Annotated in this window: 20 protein-coding genes; 15 read left to right on the top strand and 5 right to left on the bottom strand. The window is 72.8% G+C overall.

Annotated features, from left to right (window positions below):
- Positions 1-6: 6 nt before the first annotated feature.
- Positions 7-1,176, bottom strand: coding sequence for a hypothetical protein (locus Val02_RS16025; RefSeq protein ID WP_203899872.1), 1,170 nt, complete (start codon positions 1,174-1,176; stop codon positions 7-9).
- Entirely contained in the window at positions 1,173-1,718 is a 546-nt protein-coding gene (locus Val02_RS16030; protein WP_308440006.1) for a SigE family RNA polymerase sigma factor, read from the bottom strand. The genes Val02_RS16025 and Val02_RS16030 overlap by 4 nt, the downstream gene beginning before the upstream one ends.
- A gap of 41 nt (positions 1,719-1,759) precedes the next feature.
- Here Val02_RS16030 and Val02_RS16035 point away from each other — a divergent pair, with 41 nt between their 5' ends.
- A complete protein-coding gene (locus Val02_RS16035; protein ID WP_203899873.1) occupies positions 1,760-2,965 on the top strand; it encodes a TerD family protein in 1,206 nt (401 codons plus the stop codon).
- Here Val02_RS16035 and Val02_RS16040 read toward each other — a convergent pair.
- Complete coding sequence (locus Val02_RS16040; RefSeq protein WP_203899874.1) at positions 2,955-3,776, bottom strand: discoidin domain-containing protein; 822 nt, start codon at positions 3,774-3,776, stop codon at positions 2,955-2,957. The two genes, Val02_RS16035 and Val02_RS16040, sit on opposite strands and share 11 nt — an antisense overlap.
- A 214-nt stretch (positions 3,777-3,990) precedes the next feature.
- On the opposite strand from Val02_RS16040, the gene Val02_RS16045 reads away from it, so the two are divergent.
- On the top strand, positions 3,991-4,878 hold the full coding sequence (locus Val02_RS16045; RefSeq protein WP_203899875.1) for a phytanoyl-CoA dioxygenase family protein: 888 nt from the start codon (positions 3,991-3,993) through the stop codon (positions 4,876-4,878).
- Between the two features lie 37 nt (positions 4,879-4,915).
- Here the strand turns inward: Val02_RS16045 and Val02_RS16050 are convergent, their stop codons facing one another.
- Together Val02_RS16050 and lhgD are read right to left on the bottom strand one after the other, a co-directional pair.
- Positions 4,916-5,395, bottom strand: coding sequence for a hypothetical protein (locus Val02_RS16050; RefSeq protein ID WP_203899876.1), 480 nt, complete (start codon positions 5,393-5,395; stop codon positions 4,916-4,918).
- A gap of 138 nt (positions 5,396-5,533) precedes the next feature.
- Positions 5,534-6,727, bottom strand: coding sequence for an L-2-hydroxyglutarate dehydrogenase (gene lhgD / locus Val02_RS16055; protein ID WP_203899877.1), 1,194 nt, complete (start codon positions 6,725-6,727; stop codon positions 5,534-5,536).
- Between the two features lie 410 nt (positions 6,728-7,137).
- On the opposite strand from lhgD, the gene Val02_RS16060 reads away from it, so the two are divergent.
- From Val02_RS16060 to Val02_RS16120, 13 genes are all read left to right on the top strand, one after another.
- On the top strand, positions 7,138-8,634 hold the full coding sequence (locus tag Val02_RS16060; protein WP_203900077.1) for a non-reducing end alpha-L-arabinofuranosidase family hydrolase: 1,497 nt from the start codon (positions 7,138-7,140) through the stop codon (positions 8,632-8,634).
- Positions 8,635-8,917: 283 nt separating this feature from the next.
- Complete coding sequence (locus Val02_RS16065; protein WP_203899878.1) at positions 8,918-9,730, top strand: glycosyltransferase family 2 protein; 813 nt, start codon at positions 8,918-8,920, stop codon at positions 9,728-9,730.
- 51 nt (positions 9,731-9,781) lie between these two features.
- Entirely contained in the window at positions 9,782-12,886 is a 3,105-nt protein-coding gene (locus tag Val02_RS16070; RefSeq protein ID WP_203899879.1) for a beta strand repeat-containing protein, read from the top strand.
- A gap of 127 nt (positions 12,887-13,013) precedes the next feature.
- On the top strand, positions 13,014-13,511 hold the full coding sequence (locus tag Val02_RS16075; protein ID WP_203899880.1) for a SigE family RNA polymerase sigma factor: 498 nt from the start codon (positions 13,014-13,016) through the stop codon (positions 13,509-13,511).
- Entirely contained in the window at positions 13,508-14,734 is a 1,227-nt protein-coding gene (locus Val02_RS16080) for a hypothetical protein (RefSeq protein ID WP_203899881.1), read from the top strand. The genes Val02_RS16075 and Val02_RS16080 overlap by 4 nt, the downstream gene beginning before the upstream one ends.
- A gap of 75 nt (positions 14,735-14,809) precedes the next feature.
- Positions 14,810-15,748 (top strand): glycosyltransferase family 2 protein, encoded by a 939-nt coding sequence (locus Val02_RS16085; protein ID WP_203899882.1) that lies wholly within the window; start codon positions 14,810-14,812, stop codon positions 15,746-15,748.
- Positions 15,745-16,773 (top strand): glycosyltransferase family 4 protein, encoded by a 1,029-nt coding sequence (locus Val02_RS16090; protein ID WP_203899883.1) that lies wholly within the window; start codon positions 15,745-15,747, stop codon positions 16,771-16,773. The genes Val02_RS16085 and Val02_RS16090 overlap by 4 nt, the downstream gene beginning before the upstream one ends.
- Positions 16,770-17,939: a glycosyltransferase family 4 protein gene (locus Val02_RS16095; protein ID WP_203899884.1), complete on the top strand. Its 1,170-nt coding sequence runs from the start codon at positions 16,770-16,772 to the stop codon at positions 17,937-17,939. Before Val02_RS16090 ends, Val02_RS16095 begins: the two co-directional genes overlap by 4 nt.
- Positions 17,936-19,678 carry a hypothetical protein gene (locus Val02_RS16100; protein WP_203899885.1) on the top strand — a complete coding sequence of 581 codons (1,743 nt, stop codon included), beginning with the start codon at positions 17,936-17,938 and terminating at the stop codon, positions 19,676-19,678. The genes Val02_RS16095 and Val02_RS16100 overlap by 4 nt, the downstream gene beginning before the upstream one ends.
- Complete coding sequence (locus tag Val02_RS16105) at positions 19,675-20,664, top strand: nucleotidyltransferase domain-containing protein (protein ID WP_203899886.1); 990 nt, start codon at positions 19,675-19,677, stop codon at positions 20,662-20,664. The genes Val02_RS16100 and Val02_RS16105 overlap by 4 nt, the downstream gene beginning before the upstream one ends.
- A complete protein-coding gene (locus Val02_RS16110; protein ID WP_203899887.1) occupies positions 20,661-21,824 on the top strand; it encodes an alkaline phosphatase family protein in 1,164 nt (387 codons plus the stop codon). Before Val02_RS16105 ends, Val02_RS16110 begins: the two co-directional genes overlap by 4 nt.
- Positions 21,821-23,071 carry a lipopolysaccharide biosynthesis protein gene (locus Val02_RS16115; protein WP_203899888.1) on the top strand — a complete coding sequence of 417 codons (1,251 nt, stop codon included), beginning with the start codon at positions 21,821-21,823 and terminating at the stop codon, positions 23,069-23,071. Before Val02_RS16110 ends, Val02_RS16115 begins: the two co-directional genes overlap by 4 nt.
- Positions 23,068-23,796 (top strand): DUF8471 domain-containing protein, encoded by a 729-nt coding sequence (locus tag Val02_RS16120; RefSeq protein ID WP_203899889.1) that lies wholly within the window; start codon positions 23,068-23,070, stop codon positions 23,794-23,796. The genes Val02_RS16115 and Val02_RS16120 overlap by 4 nt, the downstream gene beginning before the upstream one ends.
- Position 23,797: the final 1 nt, after the last annotated feature.

The following is a 23,797-nucleotide window of genomic DNA, read 5'->3' on the forward strand; positions in this document are numbered from 1 at the left end:
CTGCTCCTAGCGGGTGCCGATCCAGGCTCCGTCGACCGCCACCGCCGTCGACCCCTCCGCCACCACGGTGAGGTCCTCGAAGGTGATCCGGCTGCCCGGCGGTTCGATGCCGGTCACCGTCAGGAAGCGGCCGCCGCCGAGGTCGACCACCAGGTACCGCATCGGCGCCGACCCGTCCGTGCGCTCGACCGCCCGGGCCGGCCGGCCGGCGACCGTCAGCTGCCGACCGCCCTCGGGGGCGCTCGTGCGCGGACCGATCTCGACGCTGAGCGTCGCCGGGCCTTTCTTCACCTGCGCGTCCTTGTCCTGCTGCGCGGTGTCGGCGTTCTTCCCGCCGCCGGGCAGTGCGGACGCGGACGGGCCGGGCCGCGACAGGCTGACGGCCGGCTCGGGGATCGCGGGCCTCTCCGGGCCCCGGCCGCCCATGCGGATCGTCATGCCGGACGGCGTGTCGCCGTAAACCTCGTAGCGGTCCAGCACGATGCCGGCCGGCATGACGTTGTGCGTGGGAACGTCCTGCAGGGTTATTGCGCGCCCGTCCGGCCGCACCCCGCGGGCCACCCGCAGCAGGTCGTCCCGGGAGAGGCCGAGCCGGCCCTCGGACACGGTCGCGATGTGGTCGGGGTCGATCCGCCACTCCAGGTAGGACTTATCGGCGCCGCCCTCTCTGCCGTGGTAGAAGCCCGGCCTGCCGTCGATGTCGACGGGCGTACCCTCGTTGGCTTCCGGGTGGGCCGGGTCGGCGTCGCGGTTGAGCGTGAAGGAGAGGCCGCCCTTTGCGCCGTCCGGCTCCACGGAGCTGTTGGTGTAGATCCGCTGGACCCCGAACGGGCCGGTCTCCGTCTTCGAGGTGAACAGTCGGGAGCGTTCGGTCAGGCCGTCGGGCAGCCACGTGGGGCGGTACAGCAGCCCGACGGTGAGGTCCTGCAAGGGGGCCGCGGTGGCGCTCGCGCTCGGTGCGGCGGAGTCCTCGCCGGTGCCTGTTCCCCCGAGGAAGTAGGGGAGGGAGACGGTGGCCGCGAGGGCAAGTGCCAGCGCGGCCCCGCCCAGACGCAGCTGCCTCGTGCGGTGCGCGGCACGGGCCGGAAGCGCCCGACGGATCCGGTCCGGGTCGACGGTGTCGGCCGCCCGCCGCTCCTGGGCGCGGCGGATCAGGTCCTCGAGATGGTCGGTCACTTCTGCTCCCCGGTGGTGATCAGCGATCCCGGAACGGCGGCGCGCAGCGTCGCCAGGGCCCGGGAAAGGTGGGTTCGGACGGTGACCGTTCGACACTGGAGGAGGTCGGCGATCTGATCGACCGTCAGGTCCTCGTAGAAGCGCAGCGCGATGACGGCCCGCTGGCGCGGCGGCAGCCCGGCGATGAGGCGCATGAGGGCGTCCCGCTCGTCCCGGGCCCCGGTCGGGTCCGGCACCGGCGCCACGACGAGGTCCATCGAGTCCCGCGACAGCGGCACCAGGCGGGCGGCCCGGCGCCGGCGCCACGACAGGAACTCGTTGAGCACCATGCGTTTGACGTACAGCTCCGGAGCGTCCATCCGGCCGATCCGTCGCCAGCGCGCCTGTGCTCGCACGAGCACGTTCTGGGTGATGTCCTCCGCCAGATGCGGGTCCCAGGTCACCACCGTGGCGTAGCGCACGAGTGCGCCGAGCCGGCTCGATACGAACTCCTCGAACGTCACGAGCGTCCCCTCCGTCGAATGGTCTGCCTCGAAACGCATCGAGCGACGCGAAGTGATGACACCCCTCTAGAGTTTGTCGAATGTCGTTGCGGAAGGGCGCCAACGTACCGGTGCCGACGGGGGCTGTGCGGGCGGTCATGGGCTGGCGCGGCGGGGCGGGGGTGCCCGACGCGGACTTCTCCGCGCTGCTGCTGGCCGGGGGACGGGTGCGCGACGACGCCGACTTCGTCTTCTACAACCAGCCTGTGCACGGCTCGGGCGCGGTGCGCCACGAGGGCAAGGCGTCCGCCGGGGGCGAGGTCACCGACACGGTCCTGGTCGATCTGTCCACAGTGGAGCCCTCGGTCGAACGGGTCGTGCTCGCGGCCTCGGCCGACGGCGGCACGTTCGGGCGGGTGCCGGGGCTGCACGTGCGGCTGCTCGACGCCGGCACCGGCGCGGAACTGGCGCGCTACGACAGCCACGACGCCACCACCGAGACGGCGTACGTGCTGGGGGAGCTGTACCGGCGCGACGGGGCGTGGAAGTTCCGCGCGGTGGGGCAGGGGTACGACGCCGGGCTCGCCGGATTGGCGACGCACTTCGGCATCACGGTGGACGACGCCCCGCCCGCTGCTCCCGCTCCGCCGCCCGCTCCCGCGCGGCCTCCGGCGCCCGGGCCGGCACCGCTTCCCGGGCTGCCGATCTCGTTCGACGTCGGCGGGATGACCCAGATCGACCCCAGGGCCTGGCAGGACCCGAACGGCGACGTGGCCGTCGTGGTGCCGATCGACCTCGTCCCGGACCTGCCCGCGGCCCTGTCGGAGCCCGCGGCGCTGTTCCGCGCGGTGGCGATCAAGGACGCGCAGAGCGGTGCGGGGCTGGTCGAGGGCGAAGTGATCACCGTCGACGGGCTGCCCGCGATGCGCCAGATCATCAAGATCAAGCATCCGCACCAGCCGACCGGCCTGGTGTTCATCGGTTCGCTGCTGATCCCGCGGGCCACCTGCAGCGTGGTGCTCAAGGTGCAGTGCCCCGAACAGGGCACCACCGGCATGCGGGAGGCCATGATCGTGGCGCGGGTGGGGATCGACGGGGCGTTCCCGCCGAGCCGGTACGCGCCCGACGTCGACCTGCGCGCACTCGGTGGGCTGCCGACCAACGTGGCCGACGACCCGGCCTACGACGCGACGTTCCCGGACCATCCGCTGTCGCGCTGCCGGCGGCTGCTGGCGCGGCTGATCCCGACCGTGCGGGTGGCGGACGCGTTTCGGGCGGTGCCGCCGTTTGCGGGCCCTAGGCGGTGAACACCGCGATGTCGATGATCGAGTAGCCGTACTCGCTGATCCGGGCGAGGCCGGTGATCTTCACGTAGCGGGACGTGTTGCCGGTCGCGAAGAACACGGTCGTCCCGCCGTTGCCGTTGGCGGTCTCGTAGACCTTCTTCCAGGCGTTGCCGTCCCCGGAGACCTCCACCTGGAACCGGGTGGCGTAGGCGCGTTCCCAGGTGATGGCGACACGGCCCAGCGGGTACTGGTTGCCGAGATCGAGCTTGATCCACTGGGGGTCGGCGAACCCGCTGCCCCACCGCGTCTCGCCGTTGCCGTCGATGGCGTTGGACGGAGCCAGGTGCGGCGCCTCGACGCTGGAGGCCTCGACGGCGGCGCCCGCCGCCACGTTGCGCGGCCCGGCGGGAGCCGTGTTGCCGACGGCCGGTGCCGCGGAAGCCGCCGTCGGCGACGCCTTCGACGGGGCCGGCGAGGCACTGGCCGACGCGCTACCGGCACCGGCGACCCCCTCTTCGGTGGCCGGCTGGTCGGTGGTGCCGTCGGGTGCCAGTTGCGGACCGGTCTGCTGTGCGGCCGGTGGCGCCACCGGCCGGTTACGGGGCGGACGAACGGGTCCGAACGCGTACGCCGCGACGGAGAGCATCGCCACCAGCACCGCGAGGATCAGCGTGCGCCGCCGCCGCAGCACCGACGTGCCGAACGGGTCCCGGGCCGGGAACGGCGTGTACTCCACCATCTCCGGCGCCGGGGCCGGAACCTGTCCGCCGCTACGGGTGACCACCAGTGTCGTCGCGCGGACGGGCCGTCCGGGGTCACGGTGATCAGCCATGCCGGTGATTGTCTCCAGAACCGCCACCGAACGCCAGTCCGCCCTGTACCGATGCGTCCGCCTGTGCCGCCCTCGCGCGCGCGGACGCCACCGGACATCGATCGGTTGCAGTGATCTTTGCCTCCGCAACCAAGAGGAACGTCTTTCGCGTCTGTTCCGTAGCTGACGCAGCTGACTCTCCGTAGCAGCTGCGCGTTCACCAAGGGGGACCAGGTTGACCACTTCCACGACCGCGATTCCGGCCGGCATCACGGCGGAGCAGCGCGCCGACTTCGAACGTGACGGCTACATCATCGTTCGGAACGTTCTCTCCACCGAGGAGGTCGCGCACTACACGGCCGCCATCGACGAGGTGTACGCGGCGCACAAGGCCGCCGGCGCACTCGGCCCGGACGGCCAGCTGCACAAGCTCAGCGCGGTCGCCTCGTGCCCGCCGCTCGCCGGTCTCGCCTCGCACCCGACCGTGTTCCCGCTGGTCTGGTCGATCCTCGGGTGGAACGTGCACATCTACCACTCGCACCTCGACGTGCATCCCACGGTCACGGAGCGTACGCCTTACCGGTTCGAGTGGCACCAGGACGGCGGCCGCCAGAACCGCGAACTGGAGACGAACCCGCGCCCGCGGCTGTCCGTGAAGCTGGCGTTCTGGCTCTCGGACGTGTCGCAGCCCGGGCGCGGCAACTTCCAGGTCGTGCCGGGCAGCCACCTGACGAACCGGATCGACGGCCCGCCGCGCCGGGACATGCAGTGGCCGGCTCCGGAGGGCGCGATCGAGGTCTGCGCCAACCCCGGCGACGTGGTCTTCTTCGACCGCCGTATCTGGCACGCGCGCTCGTTCAACTACTCCGACATCACCCGCAAGGCCGCCTTCTTCGGCTACACCTACCGCTGGGTCGCCCGGCGCGACGAGGTTCCCGCCGAGTCGGCGGAGTACACCCCGATCCAGCGGCAGCTCTTCGACATGCTCGACGCGAAGACGGTGCTCGACCCGGAGCTGAGCGGCGACCACGCGTGGGGCCACTTCCCCGAGGACGTGCCGCTGCACGGGTACCTGAAGGAGAACAACCTGCTCGACCCGTCGTACCCGCCGCTCCAGCCCTGACGCGTTCTCGACGCGTAGGCCCTCGGGACAGGTCGGCTCAGAAGAGCGAGCCGACCTTCTCCAGGAAATCCCCGATCGTGTGCAGGGCATCGGCGGCGACGTTGATGCCCCAGACACCGGCCGCGCAGATGGCGAGCGTGACCAGGGTCCACAGCAGGGTGCCGATCGCCGCGACCAGGTGTGCCGCCAGCGCCAGGCCGGCGCCGCGGGACCCGTGCGCCAGGCACTCGCGGCGCGCGGACTTCGCCAGGCCGAGGCCGGCCGGCGGGAAGATCACGGCGACGGCCATGGCCACCGCCGCGGCCGGGTTGAACGGCGGTCCCACCGGCGGGGGCGACGGGAGCCGGGGGAGCCGCTCGGCGGGGTAGGGAAAGACCTGGTTCTCCGCGCCGGGGTAGCGGGCCGCCACCTCCCGGCCGGAGACCGTGCGCGGGTCGCGGGGCGCCGGGACGATCTCCCCGGAGACCGCTTGTCCCGGAAGCGTCCCCCACTGCTCCCGCTCCGCACCGCCGCTCATGCCGCCGACTCGCTTCGCTCCCCGGCGCCATGAGACTCGAGCGCCCAGTGCTTCATGATTCGCTCCCGCAAGCGTGCGCTCATGCGGCGATACGTTACCGAGCTGCGGCAACGGGCGGTGGCCGGCGACCCGGGCCGATCAGTCCGACTCGGTGAGCAGTTCGTCGGCGATGCGGCGGCCGATGAGCAGCGACGCCGTCGCGGCGGGGGACGGCGCGTTGAGCACGTGCAGGACCGCACCGGTGCGCCGGAACAGGAAGTCGTCGACCAGCCTGCCGTCCCGTCCGACGGCCTGCGCGCGCACTCCCGCCGGCGCCGGCCGCAGATCCTCGGCCCGCACGTCGGGCAGCATGCGCCGCACCGCCGCCACGAACGACCGCGCCACGAAGGAGCGCAACAGTTCGCCGGCGCCGACCCTGCCGTACCTGCGGGCCATCCGCCAGGCGCCGGGGTAGCGCAGCGAGTCGGCGAGGTCCCGGGGGGAGATGTCGCGCCGCCGGTAGCCCTCCCGGGCGAAGGCCGGAACGGCGTTCGGGCCGAGGTGCACGTGGCCGTCGAGCCCGCGCGTCAGGTGCACGCCGAGGAACGGCAGGTCCGGGTCGGGCACCGGGTAGACGAGGCCGCGCACCAGGTGCTCGCGTTCGGGGACCAGCTCGCGGTACTCGCCGCGGAACGGCATGATGCGCACACCCGGGTCGGCGCCGGTCATCCGGGCGAGCCGGTCGGACTGCAGGCCGCCGCAGACCGCGACCCGGTGCGCGGCGAACGTCTCCTTCGCGGTCGTCAGCCGCACCTCGCCGGCCCGTGCGGCGATGCCGCTGACCGCTTCGCTCAGCCGGATGGTGCCGCCGGCGGCGGTCAGTTCCTCGCCGAGGACGGCGCAGACCCGGCTGTAGTCGACTCGCCCGGTGGACTCCACGACCAGCCCGGCGACGGCGCGCAGCGCCGGCTCCCGCTCGCGGATCTCGTCGGGCGAGGCCTCCCGGACGGGCACGCCGTTTCGCTTACCGCGTTCCCGCAGAGCCTGGAGGCGGGGAAGCTCGGCCGGTGACGTCGCGACGACCAGCTTGCCCGGCACGTCGTAGGGAACGCCCCGCGCGGCGCACCACTCCTTCATCGCCTCCGCCCCGCGCACGGCGAGCGTGGCCTTGAGCGAACCGGGCGCGTAGTACAGCCCCGAGTGGATCACTCCGGAGTTGCGTCCGGTCTGGTGGGCGGCGAGCGTCGCCTCCTTCTCCAGCACCACGACCGGCCGGTCCGGCTCCCGCTCCTGGAGCGCGCGAGCGGTGGCGAGACCGACGATGCCGCCCCCGACGACCACGTTGGGCAACATGAAGGTGACCTTTCGGAGATGGGCTGCGGCGGGAGCCTAACAGTGCCCCGGAACGGCCGCGTCGCTCAATCGGTCGCTCCCGCCGGGCGGCAGGGCGGCTTTATGTTTCGACGTTCACGTCGGACAATCTATTGGTGCCGAGCGCAGTGATGCGCGGCAACGACCCGCCGGAATCGCGGCGGATAACACTTTTCCCGGGACCATCTCAGTCGTTTCCGGAAGTGAATTCGGGGCCTTGAAAGGTCGCGAACGGTCTGCCAATATGGCCAGACCCAAACGCATTCCCGCCCTCGCCGTCGACGCCTTCCGCCAGTTGATGTTAACGCTCACATTTGCATTCGACTTTGGCGCCGATGGATCGGACGAGAGCGCACCCCCAGCAGTCCGTTAAGGAGCATCCCGTGCACCTCATGGGTGACCATCCCGATTCGACTCCCCGCCGGCCCGCCCGCCGTCGGTGGTCGGCGGCCGTCCTGGCGGTCCTGACCGTCCTGGGCGCCGGCGTCGCCGTCGCGACCACCGTGACGGCGGCATCCGCGGCGACGATCGACCCCAACGCGTCGTACATCCTGGTCAATCGCAACAGCGGCAAGGCCCTCGACGTCTACAACCTCGCCACCGGCGACGGGGCGCGGATCACGCAGTGGACCCGAAACGACGGGCTTCAGCAACAGTGGCAGTTCGTCGACTCCGGCGGCGGCTACTACCGGCTCAAGTCGCGGTTGTCCGGCAAGGTCCTCGACGTCTACAACTGGTCGACCGCCGACGGTGCGGCGATCGTGCAGTGGACCGACAACAATGCCGCCAACCAGCAGTTCAGCATCCAGGACATCGACGGCTACATCCAGCTGATCAACCGCAACAGCGGTAAGGCCGTCGAGGTTCAGGGCGCCTCCACCGCCGACGGTGGAAACGTCGTGCAGTACGCCGACTGGAACGGCGCAAACCAGCAGTGGCAACTCGTCCCGGTCGGCTCCTCCAACCCGGGCAACCCCGGCGCCTGCACGCTGCCGTCGACGTACCGCTGGAGTTCGACGGGGTCGCTGGCCAATCCGCGCTCGGGCTGGGTCTCGCTCAAGGACTTCACCGTCGCTCCGTACAACGGCCGGCAGCTCGTCTACGCGACGACCCACGACACCGGAACGCGCTGGGGCTCGATGAACTTCAGCCCGTTCACCAACTGGTCGGAGATGGCATCGGCGAGCCAGAACGCGATGTCCTCCGCCGCCGTCGCGCCGACGCTGTTCTACTTCGCGCCGAGAAGCCTGTGGGTGCTGGCCTACCAGTGGGGTGCGACCGCGTTCTCCTACCGGACCTCCACCGACCCCACCAACCCCAACGGGTGGTCGGCGGCCCAACCGCTCTTCTCCGGCACCATCACGGGCTCCAGCACCGGCCCGATCGACCAGACCCTCATCGGCGACGGCACCAACATGTACCTCTTCTTCGCCGGCGACAACGGCAAGATCTACCGGGCCAGCATGCCCATCGGCAACTTCCCCGGTAACTTCGGCACCTCCTCGACGGTGGTCATGAGCGACTCCACCAACAACCTGTTCGAGGCGCCCCAGGTCTACAAGGTGCAGGGGCAGAACCAGTACCTGATGATCGTCGAGGCGATCGGCGCGAACGGGCGCTACTTCCGCTCGTTCACGGCCAGCAGCCTGAACGGCTCGTGGACCCCGAACGCCGCCACCGAGAGCAACCCGTTCGCCGGCAAGGCCAACAGCGGCGCCACCTGGACCAACGACATCAGCCACGGGGAGCTGCTGCGCACCGGCCCGGACCAGACGATGACCGTGGACCCCTGCAACCTCCAGCTGCTCTACCAGGGGCGTTCGCCGAATTCCGGCGGCGACTACGGCCTGCTGCCGTACCGGCCCGGGCTGCTCACCCGGCAGCGGTGACGGACGCCGGTTGACGCACGACGCGCCGCGGTAGCCGTGGCGCGGTAGGCATCCGACGAAAACGCAAGCCCTGCTGTCAGGTGGTCACTCTCGGTCCGACCGCCTGACAGCACGGTTGCCGTCCGGGTCGCAAAGTGGTTGCAGCAGCCCGACCGGGCTGCCGGGATGCGATGAACCGCCGGGCGAATGCTGGTCGCCCAGGGTCCCCCGGACAGGGACCCGCCCCGGCGGGGAGCGAGAGGCGAAACCGAGCCCGAATCAGTTCGAGGCTTGGAGCCCCCGTATGCCCGGACCGTTGAACGCCGCGCCGCTGCGTCCCCGCGTCAGCGTCGTCATCCCCACCCTCAACGAGGCGCGCAACCTGCCGCACGTCTTCGGCCGTCTCCCCGAGGACCTGTACGAGGTGGTGCTCGTCGACGGGCGTTCGACGGACGACACGGTCGCCGTCGCGCGGGCGCTCCGCCCGGACGTCAAGGTCGTCCTCCAGACCAGGCGTGGCAAGGGGAACGCCCTCGCGTGCGGGTTCGCCGCGTGCACCGGCGACATCATCGTGATGATCGACGCGGACGGCTCCACGGATCCGGCCGAGATTCCGGCGTTCGTGGCCGCGCTGGTGGCCGGCGCCGACTTCGCCAAGGGCTCGCGTTTCGTCGAGGGCGGCGGCAGCAGCGACATCACCCGTGTGCGGCGGGCCGGCAACAAGGGCCTCAACGTCCTCACGAACATCCTCAACGGGACCCGCTTCACCGACCTCTGCTACGGCTACAACGCCTTCTGGCGCAGCACCCTCGACGTCCTGGGCCTCACTCCCGGAACATCCGGTGACGAGATGCGCTGGGGCGACGGCTTCGAGATCGAGACCATCATCAACGTGCGCGTCGCGCGGGCCGGCCTCTCCGTCGCCGAGGTGCCCAGCTACGAACGCGACCGCCTGCACGGCGAGAGCAACCTGAACGCCGTCACCGACGGCCTGCGCGTGCTGCGCAGCATCGCCCGCGAGCGGCTGCGCCCCAAGCACGTCGAACGCCGCACCGCCATGGCCGACCGCCGCCGCGTGCGCAACTCCACCGACCGTCGCATCCGCGCCTGGGCCTGAGCCCGGCCCCTCAGCAAACCCTTCGACGAATCCGGAATGAGAGAAGGTCCCGTGCAGAAAAGTTCGTTCCTGCGGCTGCTCGCCGCCGGTGCCTCCGGGGCATTGGCCGCGGGCGCGCTGGCGTCGCCGGCGTTCGCCGCGGCCGTTGTGACAGCGGCGTCGGGGGGCACCGCGATATCGGCCACGACCGCCGGCCCCACCGGCACCTACACCACCCTGGGCAACATGGTCGTCGACGAGGACAACCCGGGAGAGATCTCCAAGGGCCGGTTCCAGATCAACGCGCCGGCCGGGTTCGAGTTCCGGACGACGTCGAGCGTGACCGTCACGTCGAGCGGCCCGACCAGCAGCCGCCGGCCGACGCTGTCGGCGTCCGCGTCGTGCACCAGCAAGAGCTCGTCGTCGTTGTCGGTCACGCCGACCGCGACCGCGATCACGTTCTACATCTGCGACCTGTCCACCTCGGAGAGCATCGTCACGATCGGCGCGACCGGTGGCACCGTCGGCGTGCGGCCGACCGCCAACACGCCGCTCGCGAGCGGGCAGCTCTACCTGGACGGCAGCACCGGCGCGGTCACCGTCTCGGGCGTCACGCGCGGCGTGGGCGGCACCAACTTCGGCACCCTCACCGAGGTTCCCGGCCCGACCACCAACCTGGTGCCGGTGCTGCCGGCGACGGCCACGGCCGGGGTCGCGCAGACGGCGACCGTGACCGCCAAGGACGCCTACGGCAACACCACGCCCGCCTACCGCGGGGCCGTGCGGTTCACCTCCTCCGACCCGGCCGCGGTGCTGCCGGCGGACTACACGTTCACCGCCGGTGACGCCGGGGCGCACACGTTCACGACGCCGGTGTTCAAGACGGCCGGCAGCCGTAGCCTCACGGCCACCGACAAGGCGTCCGCGTCGATCGCCGGCGTCACCACGACCGCGGTCACCGCGGCGAACGCCACGAGCCTGACGATCGCCGGCATCGCGACGCCGACCACGTCCGGCGCCTCGACGACGGCGACCGTGACGGCGAAGGACGCGTTCGGCAACGTCGCCACGGGCTACCGGGGCAGCGTGAGCTTCACGTCGTCCGACGCGGCCGCGGTGCTGCCGGCGGGCTACACCTTCACGGCGGGCGACAACGGCGCGAAGGCGTTCCCCGGAATCGTCCTGAAGAGTGCGGGGAACCAGTCCGTGTCGGTCTCCGACGGTTCCCTCGGATCGACCCAGAGCCCGATCACGGTGACGGTCGGGACGCTCGCCTCGCTGGCGGTCTCGCCGGGAACGTCCACAATGGACGCCGGCACCTCGCGCACCTTCACGGCGCAGGGCCGGGACGCGGCGGGCAACAGCCTCGGCGACATGACCGGCGGCGCGACGACCTGGACGATCTCGCCCGACGGCTCGTGCGCGCTCAACGTCTGCACCGCGACCGTCGCCGGTCCGCACACCGTGCAGGCCACCCGCGGCGCCGCCACCGGCACCGCCGCGCTCACGGTCAACCCGGCCGCTCCGGTCGTCTCCGTCGGCCTTTCCGCGGGAACGCTCACCGCCGACGGCGCGTCCTCCGCGACCGTCACCGTCACCGTCGCCGACCAGTACGGCAACCCGCGTAAGAACGACACGGTCGACCTGTCGACCGACGGCGGCGCGCAACTGTCCACTGTGGTCAATCACGGCGACGGCACCTACACCGCCACCGTGACCGCCTCGACCGTCGCCGGCACCCAGACCATCACGGCGACCGCGGGCAGCGCCACGGCCGGCCGCGTGCTGACCCTGGTGGCCGGTCCGGCGGCGGCGATGACGCTGGTGCTCTCCCCGGCGACGCTCACCGCCGACGGCACCTCGGCGGCGGACGCCACGATCACCGTCGCGGACCAGTTCGGGAACCCGCGCGCCGGCGACACCGTCGCGCTGGTGAGCGACGGCGACGTCACCGTCTCGGCAGTGACCGACCAGGGCTTCGGGGTGTACACCGCCACGGTGACCGCGTCGACGACGGCCGGCACCGAGACGCTCACCGCCTCGGCCGGCGCCGTGTCGAAGACCGCGACGCTGACCGAACTCGCTCCGCTCGCCGTCTCCGGTGTCTCGCCGGCCAGCCGCGGCCAGGGCGCCAACGGCGGCGCGTTCGGCCAGAGCGTGACCGTCACCGGCACCGGCTTCACCCCTGGCGCGCAGGCCGACTTCGGGCCGGGCGTCACGGTGAAGTTCACGACGGTGGTCGACGCGACCCAGCTCGTGGCGCACGTGGTCGTCGCGGCGGACGCGGCACCGGGTGCCCGCACGGTCACGGTGAACCTGGCCGACGGCCGTTCGGTCTCCTGCGCCGGCTGCTTCACCGTCAACGCCGGCCCGTCGGTCAGCGGCGTCGGCCCCGACGCGATCGGCCCCGGCGGCCAGCGCACGATCACCGTCACCGGGAACGGCTTCACCGCCGACACCAAGGTGACGATCCCGGCCAGCGGCGTCGCGGTCACCTCGGTCGCGGTCACCGACGCGCACACCCTGGTGGTGGGGCTGTCGACCTCCTCGGTCGCCGTTCCCGGCCCGCGCGATCTGATCATCACGAACCCGGGCGACGCCGGCCAGACCACCTGCGCCGGTTGCCTCACCGTCACGCCGGCCCCGGTCGTCTCCGACGTCACCCCGGCGGTGCTCGGCGGCGGCGCGCAGACCACGGTCACCGTCACCGGCGCGAACTTCACCGACGGCGCGCGGCTCTCGTTCGCCGGCAGCGGCGTGGCGATTCTCTCCCAGCAGCGGGTCGACGCGAACACGCTCACCGCGGTCGTCTCGGTGGCCGGCGCGGCCGTCCCGGGTGCCCGCACCGTCAGCGTGATCAACGGCGACGCCGGCAAGGGCTCGACGGCGACGGCGTTCGCGGTCAGCGGCGCGCCGACCGTCACCGGGATCGCACCGGCGACCATGGCGCGGGGCGGCTCGGGCCAGGTCACCATCACCGGAACGGGCTTCGCGGCCGGCGCGGCCGTCTCGCTCAGCACCGGCGTGACCGTGACGGACGTGCAGGTCGTCAGCGACACCACGATCACCGCGGTCGTCTCGGTGGCCGCCAACACGGGGGCCGGCAGCCGCACGGTCCTGGTGACGAACGCCGACTTCGGCAAGGGCACCTGTGCGGGGTGCTTCAAGGTCAGCTGACCTGGGGTAGGGGCGCCGCCCGGACCACGCTTCGCGCGGTCCGGGCGGCGCTTTTTGTGCGTAATGTCGGGGTGCGTCAATATGGGTGCCCGCCCGCCTCTACACACGGAGGCAGGAAGGAGCGCCGATGCGCCAAGAGTGGGAACGGGAGTACGTCGAGTACGTCACCGCACGCCTCCCGGCACTGCGCCGGGCCGCGTACCTGCTGTGCCGCGACCCGCACCGCGCGGACGACATCGTGCAGGCGACCACCACGACGCTGTACTGCCGCTGGCGGCGGGTGCGCTCGGCCGACAGCGTCGACGCCTACGTGCACCGAATGCTCGTGCGCAAGTACCTGGGGGAACGGCGGCTGCGCTGGTCCGGCGTGGCGCTGATGCCGAGGCTGCCGGAGGCGGCGCAGCCGGCGGCCGAGGGCGTCGAGGAACGCGACGTGCTGCGGGCCGCCCTCGCCCGACTGACCCACGCCCAGCGCACGGTGGTGGTGCTGCGCTACCTCTGCGACCTGTCGGTGCCGCAGATCGCGGAGATCGTCGGATGTTCGGAGAGCAATGTGCGCAGCCATGCGTCGCGGGGCCTCGCGGCACTACGGGAGACGCTCGGCCGGGAAGGAGCGCACGCGTGAATGGAGACGATCTTGCGACGCGATTCAGGGGGTTCGCCCTGCCACCGGGGCTCGACACGACGAACGCCGTCGAGGCGGGGCGGCGTGCCGTGCGCCGGCGCCGGCTGGCGATCGCCGGTGCGGCGGCGGTGCTCGTGGTGGCCGCCACGGGCGTGGCCTACGCGGCCGTGATCCCCGCCCCCGAACGCCGACCGGCCGATGCGCCGGAGGTGGTGCGGCTGGACATCACCCCCGGCGAGCCGCTCACCGGCTGCGTGCCGCGGGACCTGCCGATGCCGGGCGGGAAGCGCGGGGCGGTGCGGCAGGACGGTGCTACCGATCGGACCGGACGGTACGTGCTCGCCGGGGTGACCGGGACGGGTTTCGCCGACTCGAGTGCGGCGCCGGTACGGGTGCTGTGGCGGGACGACACGATCGCGGCGCAGCAGGACGGTGTGCAGTGGTTGACGGTGAACGCCGCGGGGATGATGGCCGGCCTCGAGACCTACTACGGCCACGACCGGCGGGCGTTCCTGGCGCGTGACGGCTCGTGGTACGAGCTGATGAAGCCGGCGGGCTACGCGCTGGCGGTGCCGGCGGCGGTCAACGAACGCGGCGACGTCTTCGGGACGCTGGTGCGCGAGGTCGATGCGGGCGACATGCTGACCCGCACCGGCTACCGGTTCCACGACACGCCCGCGCCGGCCGATCGCGACCTGGTCTACTGGTCGGCGGATGCCCGCGGCGAGCCGCGGATCCTGAGCGAACCCGGCGAGGCCGAGGCGATCGGCTTCGACGACCGGGGCAATCTGGTGGCGTCGGTGCGCACGGGGGCCGCCGATCACACGCCGTACGTCTGGTCCCCGGAGCTGACGAGCGGCGGTCCGTTGACCCTCCCGGCGGGGATCGGGGGCTTCCGGGCGACGTTCCTGCGGGGCGGCCTGCTGTACGGCCGGCTGGGTGAGCTGCCGGCCCGCTGGGACCTGCGGGCCAACCGGCTGGTGCGCATCGGCGACCGGGCGCGCGACGTGTTCGCCGCGAACGACGAGGGCTGGCTGGTGTACGAGGGGGCGGCCGGCCAGATGCTGCTCTCCCCGGACGGTGTCGAACATCCGCTCGCGGGCGACCCCGACGGGAGCGGGCGCCTCGCGGACCCGATCTGGATCGGCCCGGGGGGCCGGTCGTTCGTGGCCGGCCGGGCGGGCGTGGCTCCGAGCGTGCTGGCCCGCTGGACCTGCGGGTGACCGAATCTCCGCGTGCGGCCGCCCACCGAGGGTAACGTGAAGTGTCTGTCTCATTACTCTTGGTGGGGGCCGCGCGTGGGGAGCGTTTCGGTGGTGGTGTGCACCCACACCGACCGGCGGCTCGGGCTGCTCCGTGAGTGCGTCGACAGCCTGTTCGCGGCCGAACCGGCGCCGCACGAGGTGATCGTGGTCGTCGACGACAACCCCGGCCTGCTGGCCCGCCTCCCGGCACTGCTGCCCGCCGACACGAAGCTGCTCGCCAGCACCGGCAAGGGCGTCTCCGCCGCCCGCAACACCGGGGTCGAGCACGCCTCCGGGGAACTGGTGGCGTTCATCGACGACGACGCCGTGGCCGACCCGAAGTGGCTCGCCGAGATCGCCCGGCCCTTCGAGAAACCGGACACCGTGGCCGCCGGGGGACGGATCGTGCCGCGCTGGGAGGCCGGCAACCCGCGCCTGCCCGACGAGCTGTTCTGGGTGGTGGGCTGCACGTACGCCGGCCATCCGACGACGCCGCAGCCGGTGACCCGGCCGATCGCGTGCAACATGGCCGCCCGGCGGGACGCGCTGCGGGCGGTCGGCGGCTTCCCGCACGACTTCGGGCCGAGCGGCCCCAGCGCGAAGAACCACTCCAACGAGGAGATCGCGCTCGCCGTGGCGCTGCGGCGACGGTTCGGGCCGGAGAGCATCTGGTACGCGCCGGACGCGCTGGTGCACCACTTCGTGCCGGCGTCCCGCGTGGGCTGGCGGTACCTGTGGACCCGTTGCGTCGCCGAGGGCATCAGCAAGGCGGACGTGCACGTGCGGTACGGGCCGGCGGCGATGGGGTTCGACCAGTCGTACGCGCGCCACACGCTCATCCCCGCCATCGTGCGCTACGCCCGGCAGGGTGTGGTGAAACGGGACCGGGCCGCCGGTGTGCGCGCGCTCGTGGGCGCCGGGGGACTGCTCGTCACGGCGGGGGCGTACGGCGGGCGCTTCGTCGCCAGCGGGCTGCGGCCCGCGTCCACATGAGACTGCTGCTCGTGACCCGCGGGTTCCCGCCGCGGGTGGGTGGGGTGGAGACGCTGTGCCGGCAACTCGCCCACGGGTTCGCCGCGCGCGGGACGGACGTGACGGTGCTGACGTTCGGGGGAAGGGCGCCGCGCAGCGTCGAGCGCGGGCCGTTCCGGGTGCTGCGGGTGCCGAGCCGCGGGGACGCGTTCGAGTGGTCGCCGGACCTCGTGCGGGTGCTGCGCGGGCTGCGCGCCGACGTGTGCCACGTGCACAACCTGCACTCCACGGTCGCGGCCGGCGTGTGGGCGAGCCGGACCCGGCCGTACGTGCTGACCTGTCACTACCACGGCGCCGGGCACACGCCGGCGGCGCGCCTGCTGCATCCGGCGTACCGGCGCCTGGGCAGGCACATCGTGCGCGGGGCGGCCGCGGTCACGGCCGTGTCGGCGAGCGAGGCCGCACTGGTGGACCGCCACTTCGGGATCGCGCCCGAGGTGATCCCCAACGGCGTGGAGCCCGTGCCGGCCGCGCCGCCCACGCAGGACAAGACCCTGGTGGTCGTCAGCCGGCTGGTCGGCTACAAGCGGGTGGACGCCGTGCTGCGGGCCCTTGCCGAGCTGCCCGGGTACACGCTGCGGGTGATCGGTGACGGTCCACAGTGGAACGATCTGCGCCGCCTCGCCGACCGGCTGGCCGTCGCCGACCGGATCCGTTGGGAGCAGGGGCTTTCCGACGCGGCCGTGCGGGAGGCCGTCGGCGCGGCGGCGGTGCACGTCAACCTGTCGAGCGCGGAGGCGTTCTCCTACACGGTTCTGGAGGCGCTCGCGGCCGGGACGCCCGTGGTCACCAGTGGGGACACGGCGCTGTCCGCGTGGGCGCGCCGCTTTCCCGACGCGGTACGCACCGCGGACCCGTCGCGCCCCGCCGAGGTCGCCGCCGCGATCCAGGGCGTTTCGGGGGAACGGGTCCAGGTCGACCTCGGCGAGTATGCGCTCACCGCGGTCCTCGACCGGTACCAGAGGGTCTACGAGCGGCTGGCATGAGGATCCTGCTCGTGTCGGACTTCTACCCACCGGCCCCCGGTGGGCTGGAGGCACACGTGCGCCGCCTCGGCCACGAACTGCACCGGCGCGGCCACGACGTGACCGTGGTCGCCGGCGGCGGCCTCCCCGACACACCGTCCACTGTGGACGATGGCGTGCGCGTGCACCGCATCCCCGGCGGGCTGCGACGCCTTCCCGGCGCCTACGGCAAGCACGGGCGCGCGTTCCACCCGCCGTGGGCGGATCCCGCGTTCCGGCGGGTGCTGGAGGGCATCATCGGGTCGACCGAACCGGACGTGGTGCACGCGCACGGGTGGTGCGAGTTCAGCGTCGTGGCGGCCGCCGGGGCCAGGCCGGTCGTCGTGACGTTGCACGACTACGGGCTGCGCTGCCCGAAGAAGAACCTCCTGCGCGGCGGGGAGGAGTGCCGCGAGGGCCGGGGCCTGCGCTGCCTCACCTGCCAGGGCCCCGAACAGGGCATCGTGAAGCGGGGCGTGCTCAGCGCCGCGCTCGGCTACACCGTGCCGCGCTTCACCGGCCGGGTGACCCGCTTCCTCGCCGTCTCCGAACACGTGGCCCGCCGGCACCGCGAGACGCGCGGCATCTCGGTGCAGGTGATCCCGAACTTCCTCGACCTGCCCGAGGGCGCGTGGAGCCCGCCGGGGGAGGGGCTGCTCTTCGTCGGCCCGGGCGACCGGCACAAGGGCCTTCCGGTGCTGCTGGACGCGGTGCGCCGGATGCCCCCGGATCTGGCCCGGCTGCACGTGGTCGGCACGGCGGGGCCGCCGGGCGGGGTCTCCGGGGTCGCGTTCGCCGGCCGCCTCAGCGGCGAACCCCTGTGGCGCCGCTACCGGGAGTCGGCCGTGGTGGTGGCCCCGCCGATCTGGCCGGACCCGTGCCCGACGGTGGTGCTGGAGGCGATGGCGGCCGGCCGTCCCGTGCTCGGCACCCGCATCGGTGGCATGCCGGATCTGGTCATCGACGGCGTCACCGGCACGCTCGTGCCGCCGGGCGACCCGGCCGCACTGGCGAACGCCGCCATCTCGCTGCTGAGCGACCCCGAGCGGGTGGCGTTGATGTCACACGCCGCGTACGCGCGCTCCCGGGACTTCGCGACGTCCACTGTGGTCGATCGCATCGAGTCGGTCTACGTGGACGCGCTATGAAACTCGCCTCGGTATGTGTCGGGTTCCCGTTGGCGGGGCTGCTGTTCGTGGCCGCGTACCACCGCGCCGAACGGGACGCCGGCTGGGAGCACGAGCTGTACTGGGGCGGCGTGGCGCTGGCCGTCGCGACGGCCGGTGCGGCGTTCGCGCTGTCGACGGACCGCCGTCGGGCGGGTGCGTGGCTGACCGTGGTGCTGGCGGTGCTGCTGTCGCTGCCGAAGTTCCTGCGCGCGCCCGCGTACTTCAACTTCTACGACGAGCAGGCGCACGTGCGCGCGGCGCAGGCGTTGCTGGACGGCCTGCCGCTGTTCGCGGAGAACCCGCTCAACCGCGTGGTGGCGGACTATCCGGGCCTGCACGCCGCGACGGCCGCGCTCGCCGCCGCGACCGGCGGCTCGGTCTTCGAGACCGGCAATCTCGTGGTGCTGCTCGCCCGTTGCGCCGGCTGCGTCGCCGTTTTCCTCTTGGCCGAACGCCTTGTACGCGCGCCCGCCGCCGCACTGTTGGCGGCGCTCGTCTTCGTCGCCAATCCGGCCTTCGCCTTCTTCGACGCGCAGTTCGCCTACGAGTCGGTCGCGGCGCCGCTGGTCGCACTGGTGCTGCTGCTCGCCCTGAACCTGGCCGCTCCGGCCGCCGGCCGCACCGCCGCGCTGGTCGCCGCGACCGTCCTCAGTGGACTCGTGGTCATCACGCACCACGGTTCGGCGTACCTGCTCGCGGGGCTGCTGGTGCTGGTGGTGCTGGGCCAGGCCGCGGCGCGGCGACGCCCGTCCGCGCACCTGGTGGCGCTGGCGGCCGGCGCGACGGCGGCGACGGTGGCGTGGCTCTTCACGGCCGCGTCGTACACGCTCACCTACGTCGGCCCGTACGTGCGCTCGAACCTCATGTCGATACCCGAGTTCCTCACCGGGGAGACCCGCCCGCGCCGGCTCTTCGGCGGTTTCCTGCCCACGCCGGCCTACGAGCGCTACGCCAGCTACGCGGCCGTGCTGATCCTGTTCGGGCTGTACTGCTGGGGCGGCTACGCCGCGCTGCGCCGCCGCAACCGGCTCGACCCCTGGGTGTGCGCCGCCCTGGGCGCCATCTACTTCGGCTCCATCCCGCTGGTGGTGCTGCGCGGGGACCAGGTGGTGAAGCGGCTCTGGGAGTTCGCGTTCATCGGGCTGGCGCCGGTCTGCGCGCTCGCGCTCGCCACGCTCGTGGCCCGCCGCAAGCCCGCGACGTGGCTCGCGACGGCGGCGATGCTGCTGGTCGTCTTCGTCGGCAGCGGCGTGATGCGCTCCGGTGAGCACATCCGCTTCCCCGGGCCCTACCTGCCCTCGGCGGACCCGCGGTCGATGACGCCGGACGTGGTGGCCGCCGCGCGCTGGCTGGCCGGGCGGACCCACGACGAACGGGTCACCGGCGACCGGACGCTGGCGGCGCTGCTGGGCAGCGTGGGGGAGCAGATCCCGGTGACCTACCAGGAGGACGGCTATCCGGTCTGGAAGATCGTCGCGGCGGAGGAGCTGACGCCGGCGGTGTTCACCGAGATCCGCCGGGCCCGGCTCGACTGGATCGCCGTCGACCTGCGCACGGCCGGTGTCTTCCCGCTGACCGGCTTCTACTTCGACGAGTCCGAACCGGGGGCCTATGTGGACACTCAGCTGAGCCGGCGGGCGCTCACGAAGTTCGACGCGCCCGGGTTCCGCCGCGCGTACGACAACGGCACGATCGTGCTTTACGAGGTGGCCGGGTGAGCGGGCTGAACCCGGCGGTGAAGGAGCGGGTGGACGCCTTTCTCGCGGCGCTGGACGGGAACCCGGTGCGCCAGCACGTGCTGGGCGTCGTCGTCAGCGGGTCGGCGGCCCGGGGCGAGGAGATCTGGGCCGGCGACACCCTGCTGAGCGACATCGACCTCATGGTGCTGGTGCGCCGCACCGACCCCCGGCTGATCGCCGCCGTCGACCGGGTGCTGGCACCGCTGCGGCACAGCGGCATCGACGGCGGCGCGGTGCCGGTCGGGCCGCTGCGCCGGCACCACACGCTGGCGTTCCACGAGGCGCGCGCGAACGGCGTCGTCGTCGCCGGCCGGCTCGACCTCGCGACCCTCATCCCCGACGGGCGGGACGCCGACCTGCCGATCTGGGAGGGCGTGCGGGTCCTGGGCAACCGCGTGCTCGAGCACGTGAAGTACGTCGAGGGACTGATCCCCGCGGAGCGGGTCGTCGCCAAGTCCTACGAGGCGCTCGCCGAGGCGTACCTGGTGGCCGAACGCCGTTACCGCCCCAGCTACCGCGAACGCCTCGCCGAGCTGGAGCACTGCGCCCCGCACACCCCGCCGCCGGTGTACGCCGCGATGCTGGGCGTGCTGCGGGCCCGGCTGGGTGGTGCGCCGTTCGTGGCCCCGGTGGAGCAGGCCCGCGCGCACCTGGTCAGCGGGCTGGCGCGGCTCATCACCCGGTACGCCGGCGTCGACCAGAACGCCCTCGCCGGCCTGGTCCGCCTCGGCCGGTTCGAACGCCACTGGCGCCACCGCCTGTACTGGACGGCCCGCCTCGCGAAGCAGCGCCGCTGGGCCGAGATCGACCCGACGATCGACCCGATCCTGCGCGTGTGGCAGCGGGCGCTGCGCCTGGCCGCCGCCCCCGAACTGTCCACATCGGAGCAACGGCGCACCGTCCTCGCCGACTGGCGGGCGTGCCCGCAGATCCTCGTCCACCGCCGACCGGGAGTGTCCACATGAGACTCGTGCTGTACTTCGCCGACGCGTTCGCCTGGCGCTACGTCCAGGAGACCGGTTTCATGGGCGACTTCTGGCCGGAACGCCGTCCCCTGGAGACCGTGCTCGGCTACAGCTCCACGATCCTGCCCTGCCTGGTGACCGGCGAACCGCCGCAGAACACCGGCGTCTGGACCGAGTACTACCGGCAGGACCGTCCACAGTCGACGTTCGCGAAGCGGGTGGTGCGCACGCCCGCCCTGCTGACGTCGGTCAACCTGGCCCGCCTCGTGCTGTTCCGCTTCGCCCGCAAGGCGGGGATGCCGGCGGCGCACAAGCTGCGGATCCCGCTGCAGTTCGCGCACCACTTCGCGCGCCACGACATGGACTACCGCCGGTTCCCCCCGGTGGACCTGCCGGTGCCCAACCTCGGCGACGCCGCCCTCGAACGCGGGATGCGCTTCTTCTTCCGCTATCTCGACCACGGCTACGACGTCGACGCGCAGATCGCCGACCTGGACCGCGTGCTCGGCACCTACGACGTGGCGTTCTACTACGACCCGAGCATCGACGGGCACGGCCACCGCCTCGGCGCCGACCCGGTCGCACTGCGCCCCGACCTGGACCGCGTCGCCCGCTTCACCGAGGCCGTGTGGGAACGCGTCGGCGACGACCCGCAGGCGCACGTGCTGCTCTTCTCCGACCACGGCATGACCGACATCCGCCGCAACTACGACCTCTTCGCAGCCCTGCGCCGCTGGCGGCTCGGCAAGGACTATCTCGTCTTCGTCGACAGCACGTTCGCCCGCTTCTGGTACAGCACACCGTCGGTGCGCCTCGGCATCCACGAGGCGCTGGCCGACGCGCCGGCGGCGTTCCTCACCCCGGAAGAAGAGCATCGCTACGGCATCGCGTTCCCGCACGACCGCTACGGGGAGGAGATCCTGGTGGCCGACGAGGCGGTCGTCTTCCACCCGAGCTACATCTCGCCGACGTTCTTCCGCACCAAGGAGTACCCGGACCGGGCGACCCACGGGTACCGGCCCGAGGCACCCAGCGCGTACGGGATCTACCTGCGCAAGGGCGCCGGCGCCGACCCGCGGCGGACCGAACCGATGCCGGCGACCGGGGTGTACGGCGCGGCGACCGGCATCATGGACGGCGCCGCCCGACCCGTCCGGTGACGGCGCTCGGTGCGGCGCGGGCGCACTGGAGGGACCCGCTCTACCGGCAGTCGTACCTGATGCTCGCGAGCACCGGTGTGGCGGCCGGGACGGGGTTGCTCTTCTGGGTCGTCGCCGCGCACCGGGTCGCGCCCGAGGTGCTCGGCCTCGCCGCCGGTCTCTTCTCGGCGAACGCCTTCCTCAGCTACCTCACCGGTTTCGCGCTGCCGTTCGCGATGCTGCGTTACGGCGCGGCGGACGAGGGTGTCACGGCGCGGCTCAACGCCGGGCTGCACTTCTCGGCGGTGACGTCGGTGGTGGCCGCGTTGGTGTTCGGGTTCGCCGCGCCGGTGGTGTCGCCGGCGCTGGTGTCCTATGTGGACGGTTGGCTGGATCTGGTGCTGTTCGCACTGGCGGGGGTGGGGGCGGCGGCGGCCGTACTGGTCGACAACCTGCTCGCCGCGCGGCGCCGGGCCGGCGTGGTCCTGGCCCGCAACACCGCCGCCGGGCTGCTGAAGCTGGCGCCGCTGGCCGTCGTCACGGACCCGCGCGGGCTGTACCTGGCGGTGACCCTGCCGGCCCTGTGCACCGTCGCCGTGGTGCTCCTCGCGATGCCGCGGCTGATCCCCGGGTACCGCCTCCTCGCGCCGTACGGCGACGACCCGGCCGTGCGGGAACTGGCGGACTTCGCCTGGCGCAACACGCCCGGTTCGCTGCTCAGCGGCGCGCCGCAGTTCGCCCTGCCGCTCGTCGCCGTGAACGTCCTCGGCGCGCACCGCAACGCGTTCTTCCACGTCGCGTGGAGCCTCTCCCAGATCGCCTACCTGGTGCCGGCGGTCGTGTCGAACATCGCCCTCGCCCAGGCAACGGCCGGCTCGGCGGGAGAGACGGCGCGGCGCGGGCTGCGGTTCGCCCTGCTGCTGCTGGTGCCGGCGATGCCGGTGATCGTGGCGCCGGGCTGGCTGCTCGCCCTCTACGGCGCCGAGTACGGCGAGCGGGCCGCCGACCCGCTGCGGCTGCTGCTCGTCGGGGCCGTCCCGTGGGCGGTCGTGATCATCGTGCAGGCGCGGCTGCGTACCGAGCACCGGTTCGGCACGCTGACGGCGCTGACCGGGGGGTTCTGTGCCGCCGCGCTGGCCGTGCCGGTGCTCGCGGCGTTCCGCTGGGGCGTGAACGGCATGGCGGCCGGATGGCTCGCGGCGGTCGGGGGCGCGGCGGCGGTCTCCTGGATCCGGGCCTCCCGGGCGCGCACCAGGGTGGCGCCGTGAAGGTGCTGCCCGAGGAGCCGGGATGGCCGCGTTCCGTGGCGCTCGCCGCGGTGGCCGTGGTGTGCGCGGTGCTGGCGGCGCTCACCGACGGGCCGGTGCGCTACCTCGCCGGGGCGGCGCTCTGCCTGTACCTGCCCGGGCGGCTGGCGGTGCTGGCCATGTTCGTCGACCACGCGTCCCCGGACCGGTACCTGCGGGCCGTGCTGATCGGGCCGCTCTCCCTAGTGGCAACCGCCGCCGCCGGGCTGGCCGTGGCGGCGCTCGGGCGCGGGTTCCGGCCGGTGCCGGTGTGCGCGACGCTGCTGGCGCAGTGCCTGCTGCTCGCCGCCGTGTCCATCGGGCGGCGGTACCGGGACTCGCCGGGTGCGCCCGGGTTCTGGCGGCCGGGCGTGCGGCCCCGCTGGAGCTGGCTGGCGGCGCTGCCGGCCGTGGCCCTCACCGGCGTGCTCGTCTGGCAGGTCGCCGAGGCCGCGCGGTACCGCTCGCCGGAGTCCTACTACACCGAACTCGCCGCCGCCGACCCCGGCACGGTGCGGGTCCGCAACCGCGAACGCACCGCGCAGGACTACCGCCTGGAGGTGCGCCAGGACGGGCGGGTGACGGAGACGACCGAATTCCGGCTCGAACCGGACGGCGTGCGCCTGGTGCCGGTTCCCCCGGAAGGAGCTGAAGTGCGGTTGTACCGGAACGGGGAGACGGCCCCCTACCGGCACCTGCGCCTGTAAT

The organism is Virgisporangium aliadipatigenens (assembly GCF_016863615.1).
Taxonomy (GTDB): Bacteria; Actinomycetota; Actinomycetes; order Mycobacteriales; family Micromonosporaceae; genus Virgisporangium; species Virgisporangium aliadipatigenens.